We start from the raw sequence: 22,217 nt of genomic DNA on the forward strand, positions 1-22,217 counted from the left end.
AAAATGAATTTAGATATCGTTATTTTATGTAATTGTTAATGCACGGGCTATTGCTCGCCCGCGGGCAATAGGTTAACCACTGTTCGTCCTTTTCAGTGCCCTCATTGCGAATGTTGTCATAGTAATAGACATCCGCCCGGTATTGGCAGTTGAAGCCGGCTTGCCGTATCTCTCGCTTAATGTATGCCAGCTCGCCGCTGCCTAACCGCATGGTGTAAATTTGGCAATTTTGCTCATTGCCCAACGGATAAACGCTGATGCGCGTGCTGTTTTGGTAAAGCACAATCGCGGCAAACGGCACTAAACAAGCGGCCATGATCATAATTAAGCGCTGTACCGAGCGGCGAAAGTTCGGCGTTCTTGCCGGCGGCGGCGTTGACGCTATTTCGGTTTCGCTATAATCATTATTATTAATCTCATTGGTTTTTATATCCATCTGTTGAATGCTTGCGGCATTAAATTTAAACCCCTGGCGGGGGTAGGTCACAATAATATCTTCTACGCCGAACTGCGCCAATGACTTACGCAGGCCGGAAACGTAATTATTCAGGTTGTTATTGGAGGCTTTGAGCCCATGCTCAACCCAGACATCATTAAGCAACCTCTCTCGCAGCAGCAGCTTATCATTATTGCGAATAAACAACGAAAGCAATCTGCCGGTCGGTTTAAGTAAAACTATTTTATTGCTGGCATTATCAATATGCGACAGCGTGCCCTCATCCTCATTAAAGAGGATGTCTTCATTTATGATAAAAATCATTTCATTTACCCGTCAACTTTCCTGTCGAGGGATTATTCTGAGACCTGATGCGGCTTTTTTCAATCCTTCGCGCTGTGTGTAAATAGGATTTTTCTCTCTATCCGTATAATTGATATGAAATGTTTATCTGCTTACAAGTTTTTTTAAATAAATATTGATAATTAAATTCTATTTTTTAGTGTTAAAATCTATTTAATTATTATTTTATCGATAATAATCCTGTGTTTTTGTATTTTTGCGACATAACATTTCAAAATGAGATCGGAGGGTGTAAATTTGTTCCCACTGATACGGAGCGCAAAAACGCTATGTATTAGCCACGAATACAACGCTCAGGAATAAAGCTGCGGCATTGCATGCGTGACTTACGGATTTAATTTACTCCACTACTTACTAAGGAATGTAAGGGATTTATATGAAACTGAATAAAATTATGCTGGCCGCCGTTATGGCATTGGGTGTTTCTTCTCTGGCGCACGCTGCTGACCAAGGGCACGGTAAAGTGACCTTCAGCGGTTCTATCATTGACGCTCCTTGCTCAATCGCGCCTGAATCTCTGGATCAGACTGTTGAACTGGGAGCAATCTCTAACGTGGCGCTGAAAAACGGCGGTAAATCTACCCCGCGCAACTTCCAGATCAAACTGGAAAACTGTGAGCTGACCGCCAAGGATCCAGGCAAAAACAACAGCGTTGCGCTGACCTTCTCCGGTTCCGCTTCTGAAGCCGACAGCAAACTGCTGGGCATCACCGGTACCGCTAAAGGCGCTGGCATCGCCATCACCGACGGCGCAGGCACCAACATCGAGTTGGGCAAACCTTCCAAAGCGCGTGAGCTGCAAAACGGTGCCAACACCCTGAGCTTCGCCGCTTATCTGCAGGGCAGCTCGGCTTCCACCGCCGTGATCGTCCCGGGTGAGTTCCAGTCCGTAGCCGACTTTACCCTGGCTTACCAGTAAGTCGTTACCTGACGAAATACGTGTGATTATCGGGCATGCGGGGCACCCCGCATGCCATTTTCAAGGCAGCATGATTTCACCAGGGAATGGCAATGAGTGAACAAATAAAAGAAATAGGGGCTTTTTGCCTATTGCTGGCGCCATTTTTTATTTCCCAGCAGGCGTTCTCTGCCGTGCAAGGTGAAGGGCGCGTCAATATGCAAGGGGCTATTATTGACACTGCCTGTGCAATAGCAACGGAAAGCCGAGAGCAAATTATCGATATGGATATTATGCCTGTCTCAGATATTGCGCGCGACGGCAGAGGTCGGTCGGTACCATTTAGTATTGAATTGGTTAATTGCGTGCTCGAACGCGCCGATAAAAACTTACCGGACTGGAAACAATTCCAGATTACATTTGATGGCCATGTTGATGGCGAAATGTTTGGCGTTAGCGGTAATGCCTCCGGTATTGCACTGAAAATAACCGATGCCGACGGAAATATTGCCACACCTGGGAAATCTCTTCCGTCGATAAATATATTGCCGGGGAATTACCGTCTGAATTACGCCATGACGTTAATCAGTAACCAGCGGCCATTGAAGGCCGGGGACTATTTCTCATCAGTGCGCTTCAAAATGGATTATTACTGAGCCGGCTGATGAGTCAGGGAAATCAATAAATTAAAAGGTCTTGGAAATGATGTTTTTACCTGCCGGGAAACCGTTTCGTTTGCATATTCTCAGCGCCTGCGTGGCGCTGGTGCTGGGCAGCTTGGCGAGCAAAGCCGGCGCGGTGGAAGACATCCAGTTCAATACCGACGTGCTGGACGTGAACGACCGCAAAAACATCGATCTGAGCCAGTTCTCGCGTGGCGGTTACATCATGCCAGGTCAGTACGGCATGGCGGTACATATCAATAAAGCCACGTTGCCGGAACAGCCGGTGGCGTTTTATGCACCGGACGACGATGCCAATGGCAGCCGTGCCTGCTTATCGCCGGAGCTGGTGGCGCAGCTGGGTATCAGGGCTGAGGCGCTGAAAAAGTTAACCTGGTGGCGCGAAGGTGCCTGTCTGGACGAGGCCAGTCTGCCGGGTATGGAAGTGCGTGGGGATTTAGCCACCTCGGCGCTGTATCTGAGCATCCCCCAGGCTTATCTGGACTATGTCTCTGAGGATTGGGATCCGCCGGCCCGCTGGGACGAGGGCATACCGGGATTGCTGTTTGATTACAACGTCAATATGCAGACCCAGCATCAATTGCAGACAGGTTCACGGGGTTACAGCGCCAGCGGTAACGGCGTGGCGGGCGCCAACCTGGGTGCCTGGCGGCTGCGCGCCGACTGGCAAGGGAACCTGAACCACCAGACCGGCTCAGGGCAGTCAACCGATAAGCAACTGGACTGGAGTCGTTACTACGCCTACCGGGCGATCCCGGCGCTGAGATCCAAGCTGACGCTGGGCGAGGACTACCTGGATTCCGGGTTGTTCGACAGCTTTCGCTTCGGCGGCGTAAGCCTGCGCTCCGACGACAACATGTTGCCGCCGAACCTGCGCGGTTACGCGCCGGAAGTCAGCGGAGTGGCGAAGAGCAACGCCAAGGTGACTGTCAGCCAGCAGGGGCGGGTGCTGTATGAGACCACCGTCGCCGCCGGGCCGTTTCGTATCCAGGATCTAAACGATGCGGTTACAGGCGATCTGGACGTGCGGGTGGAAGAGCAGGACGGCAGTGTGCAGGAATTCAAAATGAGCACCGCCAGCATCCCGTATCTGACGCGCCCCGGCTCGCTGCGCTACAAGCTGGCGGCGGGCAAGCCGTCGGATATGGATCACCGCTACCGGGGGCCGATGTTCGGCACCGGCGAGTTCTCCTGGGGGGTGAGCAACGGCTGGTCGCTGTTCGGCGGTGGGCTGCTGGGCGGCGATTACAACGCGGCGGCACTGGGTATCGGCCGCGATTTGATGCTGCTGGGGGCGCTGTCGTTCGACGTCACCCAGTCGCGCGCCAAACTGCCGTACAACGGCGAGACGCTGAGCGGTGGCTCGTACCGCCTCAGCTACTCGAAAAGCTTCGACGAGCTGGACAGCCAGGTGACCTTTGCCGGCTACCGCTTCTCCGAGCAGAACTTTATGAGCATGAGCGAGTATCTGGACGCGCGCCAGTTCGGGCAACGGTTCGGCAACAGCAAGGAGATGTACACCATCACCTACAACCAGCAGCTGCGCGATATCGGGTTGAGCGCGTATCTCAACGTTAGCCACCAGACTTACTGGGATCGGCCGGCCAACGATCGCTACAGCCTGACGATGTCGCGCTATTTCGACCTGGGCCGGTTTAAAAACCTGAGTCTGTCGCTGTCGGCTTACCGCAACCGCTACAACGAGACCAACGACGACGGCATGTATCTGTCGCTGTCGGTGCCGTGGGGCAACGGCGCCACGCTGAGCTACAACGCAACGGTGAACCGTGACGACAGCACCCACCGGGTGGGGTATTACGACCGCATCGACGATCGCAGCAACTACCAGATCAGCGCCGGCGGCTCGCGCAGCGGTGCCAACCTGAGCGGCTACTACAACCGCGATGGCGATCTGGCGCGGATGAGCGCCAACGCCAGCTACCAACAGGACCGGTACAGCGCCATCGGCGGTTCGTTGCAGGGCGGGATGACGCTGACCGCCGAAGGCGGCGCGCTGCACCGTACCGGTATGGCTGGCGGGACCCGACTGTTGTTAGATACCGAAGGGGTGGCCGGGGTACCGGTACGCGGATACGGCAGCACGATGGCGACCAACCGCTGGGGTAAGGCGGTGGTGACGGACGTCAACAGCTACTACCGCAACAAGGCCAGCATCGATCTGGACAAGCTGGACGATAACGCCGAGGCCACTACCTCGGTGGTGCAGGCGACGCTGACCGAAGGCGCCATCGGTTACCGCAAGTTTGCGGTGATCGCCGGGGAGAAGGCGATGGCCGTGATTAAGCTGGCGGACGGCAGTGAACCGCCGTTCGGCGCGACAGTGTTGAATGCCCGTAAACAGGAGACCGGTATCGTCAACGACGGCGGCAGCGTCTACCTGAGCGGCATCAACGCCGGGGAGCGGATGACGGTGCGCTGGAACGGCACCGAACAGTGCGAAGTGCACATGCCGACACCGCTGCCGGCCGAGATGCTGACAGCCAATTTACTGCTGCCGTGCCGGGCGTTAAGCGCCGGTGCGGGCGGCGACGAACACTGAATTAAGGAGTTTTTTATGATGAGCAAACGTAACGCCATCGGCCTGCTGGCCACCACGTCGTTGCTGGCCGGCGCGCTGTCGCCAACCGCGCAGGCGGCTATTGCGCTGGATCGCACCCGGGTGATTTTCGACGGCGGCGTGCAGTCGGTGAGCCTGAGCGTCAGCAACCAGAACAAACAGCTGCCATATCTGGCGCAGGGCTGGCTGGAAGACGCGCAGGGCAACAAGATCCAGAGTCCGCTGACGGTATTGCCACCGGTGCAGCGCATCGAGCCGGGTAAGCCGAGCCAGGTGAAGATCCAGGCACTGCCGGCGGCGAAGATGCTGCCGCAGGACCGGGAGACGCTGTACTACTTCAACCTGCGCGAGATCCCGCCGAAGAGCAACAAACCGAACTCGCTGCAAATCGCGCTGCAAACGCGAATCAAGCTGTTCTACCGCCCGGCGGCGATCGCGCCGGAGCGCAACGCGGCGCCGTGGCAGGAGCAGCTCACCCTCAGTAAACAGGGCGACAAGTATGTGGTGAACAACCCGACGCCGTTTTACGTCACGCTGATTGACGCCGCCAGCCGCAAAGGCATTGAAGGCGCCAAGGGGTTCGAACCGTTAATGATCGAGCCGAAGGGCAGCGCGCCGCTGGCGGTGAGTGCCGGGAGTTTGGGTAACAGCCCGGTGTTGACCTATATCAACGACTACGGCGGCCGCCCGCAGTTGAGCTTCAATTGTGCGGGTACGGTCTGCAAAGTGGTGCCGGAGAAGAAAGCATCTTGATGTTACGGCGGGCGTTTGCGGCGCGGATGGGCAAAACGTCCTCATTATCGTATCGCCCGACGTGATGGGGAACATCATGGGCAGTACACAACAGGGAATGGGCAAAAAGGTGAACCGCTTATTTAACACAACATGCATGCTTTTTTTGACCGGTGCATTCTGCCTGTTTGCGGCTGGAGTGACGCAAGCCGCCACCATGGTATCGGTCAAAGTGACCGTGCTGGCGCCGCTGCCTTGCGTGATCAACGGTAATCAGCCGATCGAGGTGAATTTCGGTGATGAGGTGATGACGACGCGCGTCGATGGCGAAAATTATCGCACGCTCGTCGACTATTCGGTGACCTGCGACAAACCGGAAAAGAACGGCATGCGGCTGTTGATTGCCGGCACCGGAGCGGTATTCGATGGCAAGCTGCTCCAGACCAATGTCGGTAGCCTGGGCATTGCGTTTTTAAACAACGATGCACGTATCGAATTGAACAGTTGGCAGAATTTCACCTTTCCCGTCTTGCCGAAGCTGGAGGCGGTGCCCGTGAAACAGGCGAACGCGACGCTACCGACGGGCGAGTTTACGGCCTCCGCCACGTTGCGTGTCGATTATCAATGAACCGGGAGGCGAACATGAAACAGGGCGTTGCCGTGATGCTGTTGTGTGCAAGTAGTCTGTTCGGCCATTCCGTTCAGGCTGCCGAAGAGGTCGCCATGCACCTGAAAGGGACGCTGCGTGCGCCGCCGCCCTGCCGCATCAACGATGGCGGCGTGATCGAAGTGGCGTTTGGCCAGCGCGTCGGTATCAACAAAGTCGATGGTGTCAACTACCGGCAAGCGGTGAATTACCGCATCCAATGTGATTTGCCCGGTGCCCTGCCGTGGGAGCTGACATTGACCTTTAAGGGCAACGCTGCGTCCTTTGATAACGCCGCGTTGCAAACAGATAACGGTAACCTCGGTATCCGCTTGTACCGGGATGACAAACCGTTCGCCCCGAACAGCAGCATCAAAATCGATCCTGCGAATCCGCCGCGTTTGGAAGCGGTGCCGGTTGCCAAAGCGGGTGTGCCATTGAAAGAAGGCGCGTTCGCCGCCACGGCGACGCTGCAGGCGAATTACCTTTGAGCTACGGGCCGGAAGAAAGAAGAGGAAAAGCGCATGGAGAGGATAAGTAAAACGGCGATGTGGCGAGGCGTTATCGGCGTGGGGTTACTGATCGGCGCGAGTGGGTGTTGGGCCGCCGCTGACAATATGCATTTCAGCGGCGCATTGGTCGCCGAGCCTTGCACGCTGCGGCCGGGTGATGAGGATATCCGCCTGGATTTCGGTACGGTGATCGATAAGTACCTGTATACCTATGGCCGTACTCCCGGTAAGGCGTTCAGTCTGGTGCTGCAGGACTGTGACATCAGCCTGGGCAACACGGTGAAGGTGACCTTCACCGGTGCCGAAAGCGGTGCGCTGCCAGGGTTGCTAAAACCGGATGGCGCCAGTATGGCGACCGGGATCGCTTTGGGGCTGGAGACGGCGACGGGTGAGCCGTTGGCGATGAATAAACCGAGCGCGAGCTATTCGATCGCCAAGGGGAACAACAGCCTGCAGCTGCAAGTTTATGTGCAAGGGGAACCGCAGGCGCTAGCGCAGAAGAGCATTGGCCTGGGAACGTTTTCCGCCGTGGCGACTTTCGGCCTGGAATATGAGTAAGCATGTTTAGCGTGACGGCAAACGGCCCTAAGCCCCCATTTTATCAGGAGAGAACTATGACAGGGAAACAGACGATGTGTGACTGGGCATACCTGCGCGGTGAACTGGGCTATTACGCCTCGCTGGGCGGCCTGGCGCTGATGGCGCCGCTCAGCCTGGCGGCCATGATGTGGCTGCTGCCGGCGGCGCAGGCGGTAGATAACTGGGAAGTGGATGGTGCTAACGGTGTGCTTTATGTCAGGGGGGCATTGACCGAAAGCGCCTGCCGGCTGGAGATGGACAGCGTGCGGCAGGAAATTTGGCTGGGTGAGGTAGCGACCGGGTCATTGACACAAACCGGCGATCGCGGCGCGGCGGTGCGCTTTGCGCTGCGGTTGCGCGATTGCCTGCGCAGCCCGGCGGCGAGCCTGGATGAACGCACCGGTGCGCTGAGCTGGGCGGCGGATCAGCCGGCGGTGCGGGTGAGCTTCCGTGCACCGGCCGATGCGGATAACCCGCAGTTGGTGAAAGCGCAGGGCGTGAGCGGGATGGGGCTGCGCCTGCTGGATGCCCAGGGCGAAGACATTCGTTTAGGCAGCCGCGGCAAGCCGCTGTGGCTGACGCCGGGCAGCAATGTGTTGAACTACAACGTGATGGCTGAACGTACCGGCGCGCCTTTGCGGGCGGGGAGTTTTGGGGCAACAGTGGATTTTAGCCTCAATTACGATTAAAAGCGGATAATTGGTGGGCCAAATTTAATTTTCAAGTAGCTTATTATGCGTCGATTTTTCTGACATATTCGCTATGAAGAATGGGGCTTCGCGGATGATCTACATCGATCTCTTTATTCATTTTGTTTTGCTCTTGTTTTTTTGACCGGTAAGGGGGATGGGTGTCAATTATAAAGCATATTATTGGTATCGTTGCCGGATTAATTGTCTCATATGGCTACGCCAGCCCTTATCCTATTGTGAGTTCTATTTCCAGCACTATTGTGGATAATGGCGCCTCAAGATATATGAAGTATGAGTACACAGAGTCAGTCATCGAGATCGGTAGTGCGGGGGATGTTGTTGTACCTGATAAATGGTTCGTAGGTATTGCGCATAAACACTATGAGTCTAAGTCAAGCAATCCTATTGCAAGAATTGAAGGGTTTGGCAATGTGTCAGGTAATGGTGTGCGAACAATCAGTGATCTTGCTATGGAAGTTTATAGAGGGAAGCAAAATAATGCCATTCTTCACAGCGGTTATCTGGGGGGCGATATTCCTGAATGTTTGGGGTATGTGGCTGCCGCGAGTCGTGTTTTAACACCCTGGAGCGGTACTCTCTATCCTGCGGGCATGTGCCTGATAGTGCCTCCTCCCCAGCAATGGTGCAACATTATAACACCAAAAGTGGAAATTGATCATGGCACTCTTTCTATTAAAGAAGCTGAGAGCTCCATAGCGGAAGGAAAGGTTTCAATTCAATGCAGCACGGGAACAAAAGTAAGGGTGCGATTCATTAATGATGAGCCTTATATCAATCTCTCACCTGCAGGGCTTGCGTATATAAGCGTTAATGGTCATGCGATTGGTGGCGTGTTTAATCTGTTGGCTGGTGCTAACGTGCTTAATTTAACAAGTAAATTATTTGGCTTGAATAATGCCGGAAGTTATTTTGGCAGCGCCATTATGGTGATAGAACCCGCCTGAGAATCATTTGGGTAAGGTGCTCTACACGACTACAAACTGACATGTGCACAAGACGTAAATGGATGTCAGATTATTTACCTTTTGAAATGAACGAGTTTATTGCTCCGGTCCACCAATATCTTGACTTGGAAAGGGTGGCTGCGATGTAAAAATGTAATCGATTGTTATTACAGGTTAATCATCCAGTGGCGTGAAGGTAAAGGCTGTATGGATGTTGATTTCTATAAGCTGATTTTCTGATTTTTCATTCTTTTTGGGGTGAGAGTAGTGTGATTCCCCCCTTATGTTTTATCAAGCCAGGTAATGCCTCTGGTTAAACATCAATAAATAGCCAGGGGTTCTGGGCTGAGTTTTTATGGGTTTCTTATAAAGAAGAATCATATTTTTATGGAGTGAGATATGAAACCGTTTTTGCTTTTTTTTATGCTGATTTTTTCACTTCAGGCTAAAGGTAGCTGGGAGTTAGACGTAAAATACTCACCACCGGCTAAACAATATTTAGTTAAAGTTATAAGATGGGACGTGGACGACTCCAGCAGGAACCCTTTACTTTCCTGTTATAGCCCTATGACGGGCGATGATAGTAGGTGCCGTATTTTCATATACTATAACTCTCCCCTCAATGTGGGCTACTTTGATGAATCATTTTACTTAGGTCGCGAGGCATCATACTTAAGAACGATGGGGGAGTTAGCCGATCTTTTCGCCAGGAAAGGCTATTTAAATCGGGCGGTAAACTCCAGATATGTGTCTGCCTTAGAAAAGCACTGCTATGCATTGGCATATCAGCTACTCTCGGGGCCCATTGTACCAATGGACGGAGGGGCTCTGGATTGCACGATGGCGGAAATTATCCCCACATACTGCAGCATTGAAGAGCCCTATATTGAGTTGGATCACGGTTCTATAGCGAGTGACGGGGTGAATGGCCATACCGTCAGCAGTTCCTTTAGAGCGGCCTGTAATAAAGATTTCAAATTATTGATTGTCGCACAGGGTGGAAAAGGCGATCTTCAGCTGGGCGGTGGGATCACCAGTCATTTGAAAGTAAACGGTGACGATCTCGGTATTGGGCATACGGCAGTGGTCGGCCCGGTAGGAAAAACGTTTACATTAAGCTCAACGCTGAGCGGCTCTCCCAGCGGTGTCGGTGAATTTCAAGGTTCGAAAGTGATAATACTAAGTATCCCATGATGTGTCAGGAGCAATAAGGGAAATATGATCGGTCCGATGCTTATTCACTTATCTTGAGAAAGCTAAAGTCAAAAGTCATTCAGTTATGAATAGGGCAAATGAAATGAAACCACTCAATATCGTCATCGATGACGAAAACCGCTATTTTGCCGCCGGCTTGCGGTTAAGCATTGCGACATATGCGCAGCAGCATAATAAAATCGCGCATTTTCTGCCGTCGGGCAGCGATGAGCGGCCTGACATCGTGTTGACCTCTCCGGCCCGGCGTGCCCGGCGTTGGGCAGCCTATTCCGGGGCGCATGTCGTCACCATTAAGGAAAAGCAGACCGTTGCCTCCGGGCGCGCGAACCGGGTGCTGTACCGCACCGACGATCAGCAGTGCTTGTTTGCGCTGCTGTCTGATACGTTGGTTAATCCGAAGCCGGTATGTCGATTTCCCGCTAAGCTGTTGACTCCCCGTGAGCGGCAGGTTATCGGCTATTTACGGCGCGGGTTGGATCAATCGCAAACCGCCAGAGTGATGGGGGTGAGCGTTAAAACGGTGCACAGTCATAAACGTTCGGTGATGGGCAAGCTGATGCTAAACCGCAGCCATGATTTTATTTATTGGTTGTTATCACCAGAGGCAGAGTATTCCTAACCGTGATGGGGGATAATTTAAATTATTCTCATCTGATATCTTCATAACGCTAAAAAATCATGAGTTGTGATTAACATTCCCCAAGGGAATGTTAAGTATTTTTTTTATTCATTTTCTAAATAACACAAAGGGACAGTTATGAAAACGACAGCGGCTTTACTTATTGGCGCTGGCATCATGATGATGTCTTATGCGCACGCCGGTTTTAACGGCAATCAGAATGTGCAGGGGAATCATGGCAACGCCAGCGGCGCCGGCAATAGCGATTTTGGCCAATGCATCAATGGCCAGGGGAAAAATAGCGGGCAATGTGCAGGCAACACCAACTCAGGCGCCAAGCCTAAAGATAAAGGCGAAGTCATGAATGCGTTCTGCGAATCGCCGTTTATGAAGAAGTATTTGCCGCTATGTCAGTAATATTGATTTTAAAATGACAAGCAGGGTTATCCTCCCTGCTTTTTTTGTGACTATTGATTAAATAGCCTGTTGTTCCGACTCAAAGCATAAGTTCGGTGAATTATTATCGTTGGCAGTGATGGTAGCTGTGCGTAATTTACGTTGGGTATTATCTACACCAAGGGAAAGGTGAAGTGAGTTTGTTCTATTTCGCGATGTTTTTATTCTGCTTAAGCATTTATTCATTCTATAAGCATGCGCAGCATATGAAGAAAAGGCAGTTGTCTATTCAAGACTACGGCCATTCTTCCCGCCGATTGGCTTCATGGCGGCGTCATTGACGCTGCTGCACATTGTATGAGGTAGCGTTTTTTACCAGAGAGTGAGTATCAACATTGGATATTGCTCGCTTGGCACCGTTACTTTCACGCCTAATGCCGAGAATGCGGTAATCCGGTTGCCCCTGGAGCCAACGTTCTTGGGGGATGCAAGCAGAGAAGGGAGCATTCGTCCTGTGTCGCTGGCCCGCAGGGTGAGGCCTTTGGCCGAAAAATCGAACGCAGTTCGATGGAGAGTCCTGTCTCTGAAAAGCAAAAACCCAGCCATAGGCGGGTTCTTCTAAATAGGGCGACCGGACTCGGACAACCGGCGCTGGCGCCGTGTTGAATAGCGCTTCAGCGCAGGCCCGCAGGGTGAGGCCTTTGGCCGAATAGTCGAACGCAGTTCGATGGAGAGTCAGTCCCCCAGAAAGCGAAAAACCCGCCATAGGCGGGTTCTTCTAAATAGGGTGCCCGGACTCGGACAACCGGCGCTGGCGCCGCGTTGAACAGCGCTTTAGCGCTGGCCCGCAGGGTGAGGCCCTTGGCCGAATAATCGAACGCAGTTCGATGGAGACTCCTGTCTCTGAAAAGCAAAAACCCAGCCATAGGCGGGTTCTTCTAAATAGGGCGACCGGACTCGGACAACCGGCGCTGGCGCCGCGTTGAATAGCGCTTTAGCGCTGGCCCGCAGGGTGAGGCCCTTGGCCGAATAATCGAACGCAGTTCGATGGAGAGTCCTGTCCCTGAAAAGCAAAAACCCAGCCATAGGCGGGTTCTTCTAAATAGGGCGACCGGACTCGGACAACCGGCGCTGGCGCCGCGTTGAACAGCGCTTTAGCGCTGGCCCGCAGGGTGAGGCCCTTGGCCGAATAATCGAACGCAGTTCGATGGAGAGTCCTGTCTCTGAAAAGCAAAAACCCAGCCATAGGCTGGGTTCTCTAAATATGGTGCCCGGACTCGGAATCGAACCAAGGACACGGGGATTTTCAATCCCCTGCTCTACCGACTGAGCTATCCGGGCAACGGGCAGCATTAAACCGTATTGGCATAAAGCCGTCAACGGCTTTATGCGTGAAATACGCGAAAATGCCTCCGGTTGCTGGCTTTTCAGGCAAAGGGCGCAAAAAATGCGCCTGCCGGGGGGGGCACCTTGGGTTGTCTATGCCGTCAACCCTGTCGATTCAGCTCAACGCCCCGTTGCGACGGCACTGCGCCACCTGCAAGATGTCTTCCGCCAGCCGTTTGGCGACCGATACGTCCTGGAGCTGGCGTTTTACCAGCAGTTTGCTCAGGCAGCCTTCCTGAATCAGCTCCATTTGCTGCGCCACCATGTCGGCGTCATCGGCGTCCATTTCACGCAGCAATTCGCGGGTCAGCTCCAGCGAGGTCAGCTTTTGCTGCTCCGCCAACTGGTGGATCGGGTGGTCCGTTTCCGGGAAGAAGCTGCAGGCGGCGATAAACAGGCAGCCGGGATAGCGGTCTTGCTGCACGTATTCCGCCAGCACGTCATAGCGCGCCAGCAGCTTTTGCTGCGGGCTCAGATTTTCGTCCAGCAGCAGTTGGCGGCGCCAGGTGTCGATCTGCTGGCCGTGGTAGCGCAGGCAGTCGTACAGCAGCGCTTCGCGATCCGGCCAGAACCGTTTGAGATCGCCGGGCTGAACGTCGAGTTTTTCCGCCAGCATCTCTAATGTGGCGGTCGCCAGACCCTGTTGTTCCAACAGGCCCAGCGCGGTATCAAGGACGTGTTCACGTTGCACTTGTGCTTCCTCCCATTCGCTTCCGATCTTCAGTGTCAGTTATCGCATCACTTTCTGCAAATGCGCGTTAAAGGCTTCCGCCTTCATAAAACCGGTGACACGCTCGGCCGTCAGCTCGCGGCCTGCCGGATCGAAGAACAGGATCGTCGGCAGCCCCAGCACCTGCAGGTGCTTCAGCAGCGCCGCCTGTTCCGCACCGTTGGCGGTCACATCCGCCTGCAGCAGCACCGCCTTGGCCAGGCTTGCCTGCACCGCGGCGTCGCTGAAGGTGTATTTTTCGAACTCTTTACAGGCCACGCACCAGTCGGCGTACAGATCCAGCATCACCGGCCTGCCCCGCGCCTGTTGCAGCGCGAGATCGAGCTGTTCGACGTTGTTGATGCGGGTAAAGGCCAGGTGTGGCTGAGTCGCCTGCTGCGCCTGGTCGGCGCCGAAAGCCCAGTCCTGTAGCGGCCGTGCGGCGATCACCGCCGCCGCCAGCAACAGCAGTTGCAGGGCGCGCGCCCAGCCGCGTGCGCTTCTCAGGCTCAGGGCGAAGGCCCAGCCGAAGAACGCCAGGCCGAGCAGGCTCCACAGGCGCATGCCCCACAGATCGCCGATCACCCGCTCCAGCAGGAACACCGGCAGCGCCAGAATGACGAAGCCGAAGGCTTCTTTCACGTACTGCATCCACGGGCCGCTGCGCGGCAGCAGGCGGTTGCCGAACAGGGTGACGATCACCAGCGGAATGCCCATCCCCAGCGCGTACAGGTACAGCGTGCCGCCGCCGGCCCACAGATTGCCGCTCTGGGCGATATACAGCAGGATGGCGCTGAGCGGCGCGGTGGTGCAGGGCGAGCAAATCAATCCGGCCAGAGCGCCCATCAGGAACACGCCGGTCAGCGAGCCGCCGCGCTGGGTGTTGCTCCAGTTCGCCAGCCGGGTTTGCAACGCCGAGGGCAGCTGCAGGGAATAGAGGCCGAACATCGACAGCGCCAGCGCGATGAACAGCACCGACAGGCCAATCAGGACGTAAGGATGCTGCAGCGCCGCCTGGAACTGCAATCCGGCAGCGGCCACCACCAAGCCCAGCAGGGTGTAGGTGAGCGCCATACCCTGCACGTAAACCACCGCCAGCGCCAGAATGCGGCCGCTGCTTTGCGGCCGGTCGCGGCCGAGGATGATGCCGGAGATCAGCGGGTACATCGGCAGCACGCACGGGGTGAAGGCGATGCCGATGCCGATCAGCAATGCCCACAGCGGCGAGAACGGCAGGCTGGCCGGTGCGGCGGGGGCTTCAGCCGGTGCAGAGGCTGAGAGCGGCGCGGCTGCGGTGGCGCTGACCGCGTCCAGCGGGATGGTTCGGGTTTCCGGCGGGTAGCAAAAACCGGCTTCGGCGCAGCCCTGATAGGTGACGCTGAGGCTGGCGTTGGCCGCCGCCTGTTGCAGCGGCACCTGCAGATTCAACTGCTGTTTGAAAATCGCCACTTCGCCGAAGAACTCGTCCTTGTGGCTCAATCCTTCGGGCAGGGTAAAGACGCCGAGCGTTGCCTGCTGCGGCACCAGTTTGATCTGCTGGCGATACAGGTAGTAGCCGGGGCGGATCTGCCAGTTCAGCGTTACCAGGCCGCCTTGCTGTTTGAAATCGAAGGCGAAGGCCCGATCGACGGGCACGAACTGGCTGCCGCCCTTCGGCGCGAACAGCGAAGCCTGCGCCGCCTGCGGCAGGAAGCACAGGCTGCACAGCAGCAAAATCAGTTTAATGAAGCGTTGATCCATGACAGGTAGTCTTTATCTCCGGCCATCACCGGCAAGACCAGCAGCTCGGGCGTCTGGTAGGGGTGATGTTGTTTCAGGGTGTCGAGCAGGGCCTGCTGACGGCGGCGATCGCTTTTGAACAGCATCTGCACCTCGTATTCCTGTTCCAGTTTCCCTTCCCAGTAATACAGCGAGGTGGCGCCGGGCAGCAGCGTGGCGCAGGCCGCCAGCTTATCGCCCAGGACCCGCGCCGCCAGTTCCTGGGCGCTGGCTTCATCGGGTGCGGTACAGAGTATGACGACAGCTTCGCAATCAGACATCTTCAGCCCTCTCATCGGTTCGAATGGGCACTATACCCTGAAGGCGGATTGGCTAGAAGGCGAGTTTATCGCCAAAAGGAAAACCGGGGCCGCAGCCCCGGTCGAAGCGTTACAGCATGACGCTGCCGAGCAGGAAGCCGAATACCACCGCGAAGATCACGCCCATGGTGCCGGGAATGAAGAACGGATGGTTGAACACGAAGCGGCCGATGCGCGTGGTGCCGGTATCGTCCATCTGCACCGCGGCGACCAGCGTCGGGTAGGTCGGCAGGATGAACAGGCCGGAAACGGCGGCGAAGGAGGCGACGGCGGTCAGCGGCGACACGTTCAGCGCCAGCGCCATCGGCATCAGCGCCTTGGCGGTGGCAGCCTGCGAGTACAGCAGCGCCGAGCAGAAGAAGAAGATCACCGCCAGCAGCCACGGGTGCGCCTGAATGACGCTGCCGGCCGTCTCTTTGATCCAGTCGATGTTGGCCTGTACGAAGGTGTCGCCCAGCCAGGCGACGCCGAGGATACAGATACAGGCGCTCATGCCGGCCTTGAAGGTGCTGGAGTTCAGCACCATGTCGGTGTCGACGCGGCACAGCAGGGTGGTCAGCGTGGCGACGCTCAGCATGATGATCAGGATGGCGTTGGTGGTGTTCATCAGCGGCTTGGCCACCAGGCCCAGGCCCGGGCTGTTGATGATGGCGTAGGCGACCACGCACAGCACGCCCAGCAGGAACAGCAGCACCGAGGTTTTGGCGCGCGGCTTGATCGCCAGCGCGTTGTTGCCGCGCAGGGTGATCAGGCCCTCTTCCAGGCGTTTCAGGTACACCGGGTCGTTAGACAGTTTGGAGTCGAACAGCCAGGTCACCAGCAGCGACATCACCAGCACCGCGCAGAAGGTGGACGGGATCACCACCATCAGCAGGTGCAGGTAGCTGACGCCGTGGCCTTCCATCACCGAAGACATGTACACCACCGCGGCGGAGATCGGCGAGGCGGTGATGGCGATCTGGGCGGAGACGACGGCGGTCGACAGCGGTCGGCAAGGTTTAATGCCCTGTTCTTTCGCCACTTCGGCGATCACCGGCAGCGCCGAGAGCGAGATGTTGCCGGTGCCGGCGAAGATGGTCAGGAAGTAGGTGACGATAGGGGCGAGAATGGTGATGTGCTTGGGGTTCTTGCGCAGCAGTTTTTCGGTCTGCTGCACCAGGTAGTCCATCCCCCCGGCGACCTGCATGGCGGAGATCGCCGCGATCACCGCCATGATGATGGAAATCACGTCGAAAGGAATGCTGCCCGGCTTGACGCCGATCAGCGCCAGGACCAGAACGCCCAATCCCCCCGCGAACCCGATACCGATACCGCCCAACCTGGCCCCTAAAAAGATGGCCAGCAGAACGATAACCAATTCTACGGCTAGCATAGTGTTTACTCCTTAAAATGAGATTTCCCGTCATCCTTGAAACTGCATCGGTGTTGGCTGCGAGCGCTCACCCCAGTCACTTACTTGAGTAAGCTCCTGGGGACTTGCGCTCTTGCCGCCTTGATGCAGTCCCAATGATTTAGGGTGTAAATTGAAAATAAAACGTTAAAATTTTGTGGGCGCCTAAAAGTAAAAAGGCACGCTATCCAGAGGATTTAGCGTGCCTTTCAGGGCTACCGGGTAGGTCTGTTATTGTTCATTTTCATCCGTATAGCGTTTGGCTTTATAGGCCGGGTGCATCAGGTTCTCCACGGAGAAGATGTCATCCAGCTCGGCTTCGGTCAGCAGGCCGCGTTCCAGCACCACTTCGCGCACGCTCTTGCCGGTTTCGGCGCAGATCTTCCCGACGATGTCACCGTTGTGGTGGCCGATGAACGGGTTCAGATAGGTGACGATACCGATCGAGTTGAAGACGTAGTGTTCGCAGACTTCTTTATTCGCGGTGATGCCGTTAATGCATTTTTCCAGCAGGTTGTAACAGGCGTTGGTCAGGATGTGGATCGACTCGAACATCGCCTGGCCGATCACCGGCTCCATCACGTTCAACTGCAGCTGGCCCGCTTCGGCCGCCATGGTAACGCAAGTGTCGTTGCCAATCACCTTGAAACACACCTGATTGACCACTTCCGGCACCACCGGGTTCACTTTGGCCGGCATGATGGACGATCCCGCCTGCAGCTCCGGCAGGTTGATTTCGTTCAGGCCGGCGCGCGGGCCGGAGGAGAGCAGGCGCAGGTCGTTGCAGATTTTGGACAGTTTCACCGCCAGGCGTTTGAGCGCGCTGTGCACCATCACGTAGGCGCCGCAGTCGGAGGTGGCCTCGATCAGGTCTTCCGCCGGCACCACCGGCAGGCCGCTGACTTCCGCCAGTTTTTGCACCGCCAGCGGCTGATAGCCTTCCGGGGTGTTGAGCGCGGTGCCGATGGCGGTGGCGCCCAGGTTCACTTCCAGCAGCAGCTCCGCGGTGCGGTGCAGGTTGCGGGTCTCTTCGTTCAGCAGCACGCTGAAGGCGTGGAATTCCTGGCCGAGGGTCATCGGCACCGCGTCCTGCAGCTGGGTGCGGCCCATTTTCAGAATGGTTTCGAACTCTTTCGCCTTGCGATCGAAGCCTTCGCGCAGCTGGTTGATGGCGTCGATCAGTTTCTGGTTGGAGGCGTACACCGCGATGCGGAATCCGGTCGGGTAGGCGTCGTTGGTGGACTGGCATTTATTGAGGTGATCGTTCGGATTCAGGTACTGGTATTCGCCTTTTTGATGGCCCATCAGCTCCAGGCCGATGTTCGCCAGCACTTCGTTGGTGTTCATGTTCAGCGAGGTGCCCGCGCCGCCCTGGAATACGTCCACCGGGAACTGATCCATGCACTTGCCTTTATCCAGCACCTCGTCGCAGGCCTGGATGATCACGTCGGCGATTTTGCGCGGGATGGTTTTGAGTTCTTTGTTGGCCATCGCCGCGGCCTTTTTCACCATCACCATGCCGCGAACGAACTCGGGGACATCGCTGATTTTGCTGTTGCTGATGTAGAAGTTTTCAATCGCACGCAGAGTGTGAACTCCGTAGTAAGCGTCTGCGGGGACTTCACGTGTTCCTAACAGGTCTTCTTCGATACGAATGTTGTTTGACATGAGAACCTTCTCTATGTGTTGCTGCCGAATTAATAATTTGTCAGGTCAAGGCTAAAGGGCACAGCCTAAATTAATATTGCCGAAGGCTTGGGGCGTGAAACGATTAACCAAATCGCCCGTTGCTGCCCAGATCATATGCTGGTTGATAAGAAATGACTGAATCCAGATCACCTTATGGCGTTTAAGGATATGCCCTTTTCCGGTTCTGTGACTTCTTTCACGTTTGTGAACTTTAGCAATAAAAACCGGCTCTCGGTTGAAATGGTGGGGGGATGCCCTCATTGTAATGGTGTCGGCCGTTTACGGCCTCTTTTTTCGCGCCGTCGCCCCCGTGGCGGCCGCGCTTTACCTACCGATAGGAGAACCAGGTGCGCTGGTTACCGCTACTGCTGATATTTCTGCTGGCTTACATAGAAATATCCATCTTTATCAAAGTCGCCGCCGTGCTCGGCGTGGCTGTCACCTTGTTGCTGGTGGTGTTCAGCTCCTGCGTCGGCATTTCGCTGGTGCGCAATCAGGGCATGAAAACCTTCGTCCAGATGCAGCAAAAACTGGCGGCCGGCGAAAGCCCGGCGGCGGAAATGGTGAAAAGCGTTTCGCTGGTGCTGGCGGGCTTCCTGCTGCTGATTCCGGGCTTCTTCACCGACTTCCTCGGCCTGCTGCTGCTGCTGCCGCCGGTGCAAAAATCGCTGACGCTGAAGCTGATGCCGCATCTGTCGGTGTATCGCCCCGGCGGTTGGACGGGCGGCGACGCCGCCAACGGCAACACCTTTGACGGCGAATTCCAGCGCAAGGACGACGAGCGCCCGGTGCTGGAACATCGCCCGGACGAGGATCGCAAACCTCACGATCGTTAAGCAAACGCGGCCCAGGCCGCGTTTTTCATCTCTGCGGCACTCGCCGAACCAAAAATGCGAAATTTTTTTCGCTAGCCCCCTTGAAGGGGGCTGGAACGCCCCCATCTCAAATGCCACGAGGCCGGTAATAACAACCACCCGGTGTACAACCCTAAATCTGATAGAGACCTTCTTACAGGAGAGCGTTCAATGAGTATTCGTCCATTGCATGACCGCGTTATCGTCAAGCGCAAAGAAGTTGAATCAAAATCTGCTGGCGGCATCGTCCTGACTGGCTCTGCTGCGGGTAAATCCACTCGCGGTGAAGTGGTTGCAGTGGGTAAAGGGCGTGTGCTGGAAAACGGCAACATCCAACCGCTGGATGTGAAAGTTGGCGATATCGTGATTTTCAACGACGGCTACGGCGTGAAAGCAGAGAAGATCGACAATGAAGAAGTGTTGATCATGTCCGAAAGCGACATTCTGGCAATTGTTGAAGCGTAATTGCGCTTTATCTTCTGAACTGAACGAGTTGAAGGGAAATACCAATGGCAGCTAAAGACGTAAAATTCGGCAATGACGCTCGCGTGAAAATGCTCCGCGGCGTGAATGTTCTCGCTGATGCAGTAAAAGTGACCCTGGGCCCGAAAGGCCGCAACGTAGTGCTGGATAAATCTTTCGGCGCACCGACCATCACCAAAGACGGCGTTTCCGTTGCGCGTGAAATCGAACTGGAAGACAAGTTCGAGAACATGGGCGCACAGATGGTGAAAGAAGTGGCCTCCAAAGCGAACGACGCGGCGGGCGACGGCACCACCACTGCAACCGTACTGGCTCAATCCATCATCACCGAAGGCCTGAAAGCGGTTGCTGCAGGCATGAACCCGATGGATCTGAAGCGCGGCATCGACAAAGCGGTTGTCGCTGCGGTTGAAGAACTGAAAAAACTGTCCGTGCCTTGCTCCGACTCCAAAGCTATCGCTCAGGTCGGCACCATCTCCGCCAACTCCGACGAAACCGTGGGTAAACTGATCGCGGAAGCGATGGAGAAAGTGGGCAAAGAAGGCGTTATCACCGTTGAAGAAGGCACCGGCCTGCAAGACGAGCTGGACGTGGTTGAAGGTATGCAGTTCGATCGCGGTTACCTGTCCCCATACTTCATCAACAAGCCGGAAACCGGTTCTGTTGAGCTGGAAAGCCCGTTCATCCTGCTGGCTGACAAGAAGATCTCCAACATCCGCGAAATGCTGCCGGTGCTGGAAGCCGTTGCCAAAGCAGGCAAACCGTTGCTGATCATCGCTGAAGACGTTGAAGGTGAAGCGCTGGCGACCCTGGTGGTCAACACCATGCGCGGCATCGTGAAAGTGGCTGCCGTTAAGGCGCCTGGCTTCGGCGACCGTCGTAAAGCCATGCTGCAGGACATCGCTACTCTGACTGCCGGTACCGTTATCTCTGAAGAGATCGGTCTGGAGCTGGAAAAAGCCACCCTGGAAGACCTGGGTCAGGCGAAACGCGTTGTCATCAACAAAGACACCACCATCATCATCGATGGCGTGGGCGACGAAGCGACCATCCAGGGCCGCGTTGCTCAGATCCGTCAGCAGATCGAAGAAGCGACCTCTGACTACGATCGTGAAAAACTGCAGGAGCGCGTAGCGAAACTGGCCGGCGGCGTTGCCGTTATCAAGGTTGGCGCAGCGACTGAAGTTGAAATGAAAGAGAAGAAAGCACGCGTTGAAGACGCCCTGCACGCGACCCGCGCTGCAGTGGAAGAAGGCGTGGTTGCCGGCGGTGGCGTCGCGCTGATCCGCGTTGCAGGCAAAATCGCCGCGCTGAAAGGCGACAACGAAGACCAGAACGTGGGTATCAAAGTTGCGCTGCGCGCAATGGAAGCCCCTCTGCGTCAGATCGTGGTCAACGCCGGTGAAGAAGCTTCCGTTATCGCCAACCAGGTGAAAGCGGGCGAAGGCAGCTACGGCTACAACGCTTACTCTGAAGAATACGGCGACATGATCGCGATGGGTATCCTGGATCCAACCAAAGTGACCCGTTCTGCTCTGCAGTACGCGGCTTCCGTGGCTGGCCTGATGATCACCACCGAATGCATGGTCACCGACCTGCCGAAGGCTGACGCACCGGATCTGGGCGCAGCAGGCGGCATGGGTGGCATGGGCGGTATGGGCGGCATGATGTAATCATCCCCCACACGCTTGTGTGCTGAGAACCCCGGTCAAGTGACCGGGGTTTTTTTATGCCTGAGCGCCGCCGCACTGTATTTGATGATATTTTTGCCGCCGGAGGCGATTTAACTGGTAAACTGGTAAGTCATCAGCTGTCGCTCAAGACGTTGGCCCGCTAGCCGTGGCAACGGATGCTTAAGAGATGGCATCGCTTTCTGATAAGCTTTTGCGTAATTCTCAACATCGAATGGGGAACAAGATGCGGATTAAAGCCTTACTGGGTCTTTCGGCAGCGATGCTGCTGGCGGGTTGCAGCACCACTCATGAACTGACCGCTGCGGGTCAGCAGATCAAGTTCACCGACAGCAAGCCGGCGGCGGAATGCCAGCTGCTGGGGGAAGTGACCGGCACCCAGAGCAACTGGCTGTCCGGCAACGGCGGTGAGGGCAGCTCCATGCGCGGTGCGGCCAACGATCTGCGCAACAAGGCGGCGGCGATGGGCGGCAACGTCATTTACGGCGCCAACAGCCCAAGCCAGAACCTGCTCTCCAGCTTCGCGCCGCTGGACAGCAAAATGGTCGGCCAGGTTTACAAGTGCCCGTAAGGCGCTGAGGCCAAACGCCGCACAGAGATAAAAAAAGAGGAATGCCACGGCA

22 protein-coding genes and 1 tRNA gene are annotated in these 22,217 nt (G+C 55.8%); 16 read left to right on the top strand and 7 right to left on the bottom strand.

The genetic code is table 11. The features are described from left to right. Positions 1-19: 19 nt before the first annotated feature. On the bottom strand, positions 20-760 hold the full coding sequence (locus ACJ8KE_RS13760; protein WP_318670006.1) for a winged helix-turn-helix domain-containing protein: 741 nt from the start codon (positions 758-760) through the stop codon (positions 20-22). Positions 761-1,175: 415 nt separating this feature from the next. Here ACJ8KE_RS13760 and ACJ8KE_RS13765 point away from each other — a divergent pair, with 415 nt between their 5' ends. From ACJ8KE_RS13765 to ACJ8KE_RS13820, 12 genes are all read left to right on the top strand, one after another. Next, entirely contained in the window at positions 1,176-1,718 is a 543-nt protein-coding gene (locus ACJ8KE_RS13765) for a fimbrial protein (RefSeq protein WP_016929393.1), read from the top strand. A gap of 92 nt (positions 1,719-1,810) precedes the next feature. Further along, positions 1,811-2,353, top strand: a complete 543-nt coding sequence (locus ACJ8KE_RS13770; RefSeq protein WP_016929392.1) for a fimbrial protein — start codon at positions 1,811-1,813, stop codon at positions 2,351-2,353. 46 nt (positions 2,354-2,399) lie between these two features. After that, on the top strand, positions 2,400-4,940 hold the full coding sequence (locus tag ACJ8KE_RS13775; RefSeq protein ID WP_097102942.1) for an outer membrane usher protein: 2,541 nt from the start codon (positions 2,400-2,402) through the stop codon (positions 4,938-4,940). 18 nt (positions 4,941-4,958) lie between these two features. Further along, the gene (locus ACJ8KE_RS13780) at positions 4,959-5,711 is read left to right on the top strand and encodes a fimbria/pilus periplasmic chaperone (RefSeq protein WP_033634298.1); all 753 of its coding nucleotides are present in this window, start codon (positions 4,959-4,961) and stop codon (positions 5,709-5,711) included. A gap of 76 nt (positions 5,712-5,787) precedes the next feature. After that, complete coding sequence (locus tag ACJ8KE_RS13785; protein ID WP_228988496.1) at positions 5,788-6,318, top strand: fimbrial protein; 531 nt, start codon at positions 5,788-5,790, stop codon at positions 6,316-6,318. A 14-nt stretch (positions 6,319-6,332) separates the two neighbouring features. Further along, positions 6,333-6,827, top strand: a complete 495-nt coding sequence (locus tag ACJ8KE_RS13790; RefSeq protein WP_016929388.1) for a fimbrial protein — start codon at positions 6,333-6,335, stop codon at positions 6,825-6,827. Positions 6,828-6,860: 33 nt separating this feature from the next. Further along, positions 6,861-7,406 (top strand): fimbrial protein, encoded by a 546-nt coding sequence (locus ACJ8KE_RS13795; protein WP_370530984.1) that lies wholly within the window; start codon positions 6,861-6,863, stop codon positions 7,404-7,406. 56 nt (positions 7,407-7,462) lie between these two features. After that, positions 7,463-8,116, top strand: a complete 654-nt coding sequence (locus ACJ8KE_RS13800; protein ID WP_116404186.1) for a fimbrial protein — start codon at positions 7,463-7,465, stop codon at positions 8,114-8,116. 161 nt (positions 8,117-8,277) lie between these two features. Then, positions 8,278-9,084: a hypothetical protein gene (locus ACJ8KE_RS13805; RefSeq protein WP_152514000.1), complete on the top strand. Its 807-nt coding sequence runs from the start codon at positions 8,278-8,280 to the stop codon at positions 9,082-9,084. A gap of 399 nt (positions 9,085-9,483) precedes the next feature. Then, positions 9,484-10,278: an MrpH family fimbial adhesin gene (locus tag ACJ8KE_RS13810; protein ID WP_110146525.1), complete on the top strand. Its 795-nt coding sequence runs from the start codon at positions 9,484-9,486 to the stop codon at positions 10,276-10,278. Positions 10,279-10,381: 103 nt separating this feature from the next. Next, positions 10,382-10,918 (top strand): helix-turn-helix domain-containing protein, encoded by a 537-nt coding sequence (locus ACJ8KE_RS13815; protein ID WP_016929383.1) that lies wholly within the window; start codon positions 10,382-10,384, stop codon positions 10,916-10,918. Positions 10,919-11,056: 138 nt separating this feature from the next. Beyond that, on the top strand, positions 11,057-11,335 hold the full coding sequence (locus ACJ8KE_RS13820; RefSeq protein WP_442517286.1) for a hypothetical protein: 279 nt from the start codon (positions 11,057-11,059) through the stop codon (positions 11,333-11,335). Between the two features lie 1,244 nt (positions 11,336-12,579). Here ACJ8KE_RS13820 and ACJ8KE_RS13825 read toward each other — a convergent pair. The 6 genes from ACJ8KE_RS13825 to aspA all read right to left on the bottom strand — a co-directional run bounded on the left by ACJ8KE_RS13825 (position 12,580) and on the right by aspA (position 18,545). Next, positions 12,580-12,655 (bottom strand) — tRNA-Phe (locus tag ACJ8KE_RS13825). A 160-nt stretch (positions 12,656-12,815) separates the two neighbouring features. Continuing rightward, positions 12,816-13,391: a division control transcriptional repressor DicD gene (gene dicD / locus ACJ8KE_RS13830; RefSeq protein WP_016929381.1), complete on the bottom strand. Its 576-nt coding sequence runs from the start codon at positions 13,389-13,391 to the stop codon at positions 12,816-12,818. Between the two features lie 39 nt (positions 13,392-13,430). Then, positions 13,431-15,149 carry a protein-disulfide reductase DsbD gene (locus ACJ8KE_RS13835; protein WP_442517287.1) on the bottom strand — a complete coding sequence of 573 codons (1,719 nt, stop codon included), beginning with the start codon at positions 15,147-15,149 and terminating at the stop codon, positions 13,431-13,433. Then, positions 15,125-15,448, bottom strand: a complete 324-nt coding sequence (gene cutA, locus ACJ8KE_RS13840; RefSeq protein WP_015376376.1) for a divalent cation tolerance protein CutA — start codon at positions 15,446-15,448, stop codon at positions 15,125-15,127. Before cutA ends, ACJ8KE_RS13835 begins: the two co-directional genes overlap by 25 nt. A 109-nt stretch (positions 15,449-15,557) precedes the next feature. Continuing rightward, the gene (locus ACJ8KE_RS13845) at positions 15,558-16,859 is read right to left on the bottom strand and encodes an anaerobic C4-dicarboxylate transporter (protein ID WP_016929379.1); all 1,302 of its coding nucleotides are present in this window, start codon (positions 16,857-16,859) and stop codon (positions 15,558-15,560) included. Positions 16,860-17,108: 249 nt separating this feature from the next. Further along, a complete protein-coding gene (gene aspA / locus ACJ8KE_RS13850) occupies positions 17,109-18,545 on the bottom strand; it encodes an aspartate ammonia-lyase (protein ID WP_004929659.1) in 1,437 nt (478 codons plus the stop codon). A 368-nt stretch (positions 18,546-18,913) separates the two neighbouring features. On the opposite strand from aspA, the gene ACJ8KE_RS13855 reads away from it, so the two are divergent. The 4 genes from ACJ8KE_RS13855 (at position 18,914) to ACJ8KE_RS13870 (ending at position 22,165) form a co-directional block, all read left to right on the top strand. Continuing rightward, positions 18,914-19,402: an FxsA family protein gene (locus ACJ8KE_RS13855; protein WP_004929660.1), complete on the top strand. Its 489-nt coding sequence runs from the start codon at positions 18,914-18,916 to the stop codon at positions 19,400-19,402. 189 nt (positions 19,403-19,591) lie between these two features. After that, positions 19,592-19,885 carry a co-chaperone GroES gene (locus ACJ8KE_RS13860; protein ID WP_004929661.1) on the top strand — a complete coding sequence of 98 codons (294 nt, stop codon included), beginning with the start codon at positions 19,592-19,594 and terminating at the stop codon, positions 19,883-19,885. Positions 19,886-19,929: 44 nt separating this feature from the next. Next, entirely contained in the window at positions 19,930-21,576 is a 1,647-nt protein-coding gene (groL, locus tag ACJ8KE_RS13865; RefSeq protein ID WP_004929662.1) for a chaperonin GroEL, read from the top strand. A gap of 244 nt (positions 21,577-21,820) precedes the next feature. Beyond that, on the top strand, positions 21,821-22,165 hold the full coding sequence (locus ACJ8KE_RS13870) for a DUF4156 domain-containing protein (RefSeq protein ID WP_025305007.1): 345 nt from the start codon (positions 21,821-21,823) through the stop codon (positions 22,163-22,165). The last annotated feature ends 52 nt before the right edge of the window (positions 22,166-22,217 follow it).

The sequence above is a fragment of the Serratia sp. CY56464 genome, assembly GCF_052168435.1.
Classification (GTDB): Bacteria; Pseudomonadota; Gammaproteobacteria; order Enterobacterales; family Enterobacteriaceae; genus Serratia; species Serratia marcescens.

Coding starts and splice junctions, on each gene's coding strand:
- ACJ8KE_RS13845 (WP_016929379.1), bottom strand. CDS start 16,859: ATGCTAGCCGTAGAATTGGTTATCGTTCTGCTGGCCATCTTTTTAGGG.
- ACJ8KE_RS13800 (WP_116404186.1), top strand. CDS start 7,463: ATGACAGGGAAACAGACGATGTGTGACTGGGCATACCTGCGCGGTGAA.
- ACJ8KE_RS13810 (WP_110146525.1), top strand. CDS start 9,484: ATGAAACCGTTTTTGCTTTTTTTTATGCTGATTTTTTCACTTCAGGCT.
- ACJ8KE_RS13765 (WP_016929393.1), top strand. CDS start 1,176: ATGAAACTGAATAAAATTATGCTGGCCGCCGTTATGGCATTGGGTGTT.
- aspA (WP_004929659.1), bottom strand. CDS start 18,545: ATGTCAAACAACATTCGTATCGAAGAAGACCTGTTAGGAACACGTGAA.
- ACJ8KE_RS13770 (WP_016929392.1), top strand. CDS start 1,811: ATGAGTGAACAAATAAAAGAAATAGGGGCTTTTTGCCTATTGCTGGCG.
- groL (WP_004929662.1), top strand. CDS start 19,930: ATGGCAGCTAAAGACGTAAAATTCGGCAATGACGCTCGCGTGAAAATG.
- ACJ8KE_RS13870 (WP_025305007.1), top strand. CDS start 21,821: ATGCGGATTAAAGCCTTACTGGGTCTTTCGGCAGCGATGCTGCTGGCG.
- ACJ8KE_RS13815 (WP_016929383.1), top strand. CDS start 10,382: ATGAAACCACTCAATATCGTCATCGATGACGAAAACCGCTATTTTGCC.
- cutA (WP_015376376.1), bottom strand. CDS start 15,448: ATGTCTGATTGCGAAGCTGTCGTCATACTCTGTACCGCACCCGATGAA.
- ACJ8KE_RS13785 (WP_228988496.1), top strand. CDS start 5,788: ATGGGCAGTACACAACAGGGAATGGGCAAAAAGGTGAACCGCTTATTT.
- ACJ8KE_RS13835 (WP_442517287.1), bottom strand. CDS start 15,149: ATGGATCAACGCTTCATTAAACTGATTTTGCTGCTGTGCAGCCTGTGC.
- ACJ8KE_RS13860 (WP_004929661.1), top strand. CDS start 19,592: ATGAGTATTCGTCCATTGCATGACCGCGTTATCGTCAAGCGCAAAGAA.
- ACJ8KE_RS13820 (WP_442517286.1), top strand. CDS start 11,057: ATGAAAACGACAGCGGCTTTACTTATTGGCGCTGGCATCATGATGATG.
- ACJ8KE_RS13790 (WP_016929388.1), top strand. CDS start 6,333: ATGAAACAGGGCGTTGCCGTGATGCTGTTGTGTGCAAGTAGTCTGTTC.
- ACJ8KE_RS13780 (WP_033634298.1), top strand. CDS start 4,959: ATGAGCAAACGTAACGCCATCGGCCTGCTGGCCACCACGTCGTTGCTG.
- ACJ8KE_RS13760 (WP_318670006.1), bottom strand. CDS start 760: ATGATTTTTATCATAAATGAAGACATCCTCTTTAATGAGGATGAGGGC.
- ACJ8KE_RS13775 (WP_097102942.1), top strand. CDS start 2,400: ATGATGTTTTTACCTGCCGGGAAACCGTTTCGTTTGCATATTCTCAGC.
- ACJ8KE_RS13795 (WP_370530984.1), top strand. CDS start 6,861: ATGGAGAGGATAAGTAAAACGGCGATGTGGCGAGGCGTTATCGGCGTG.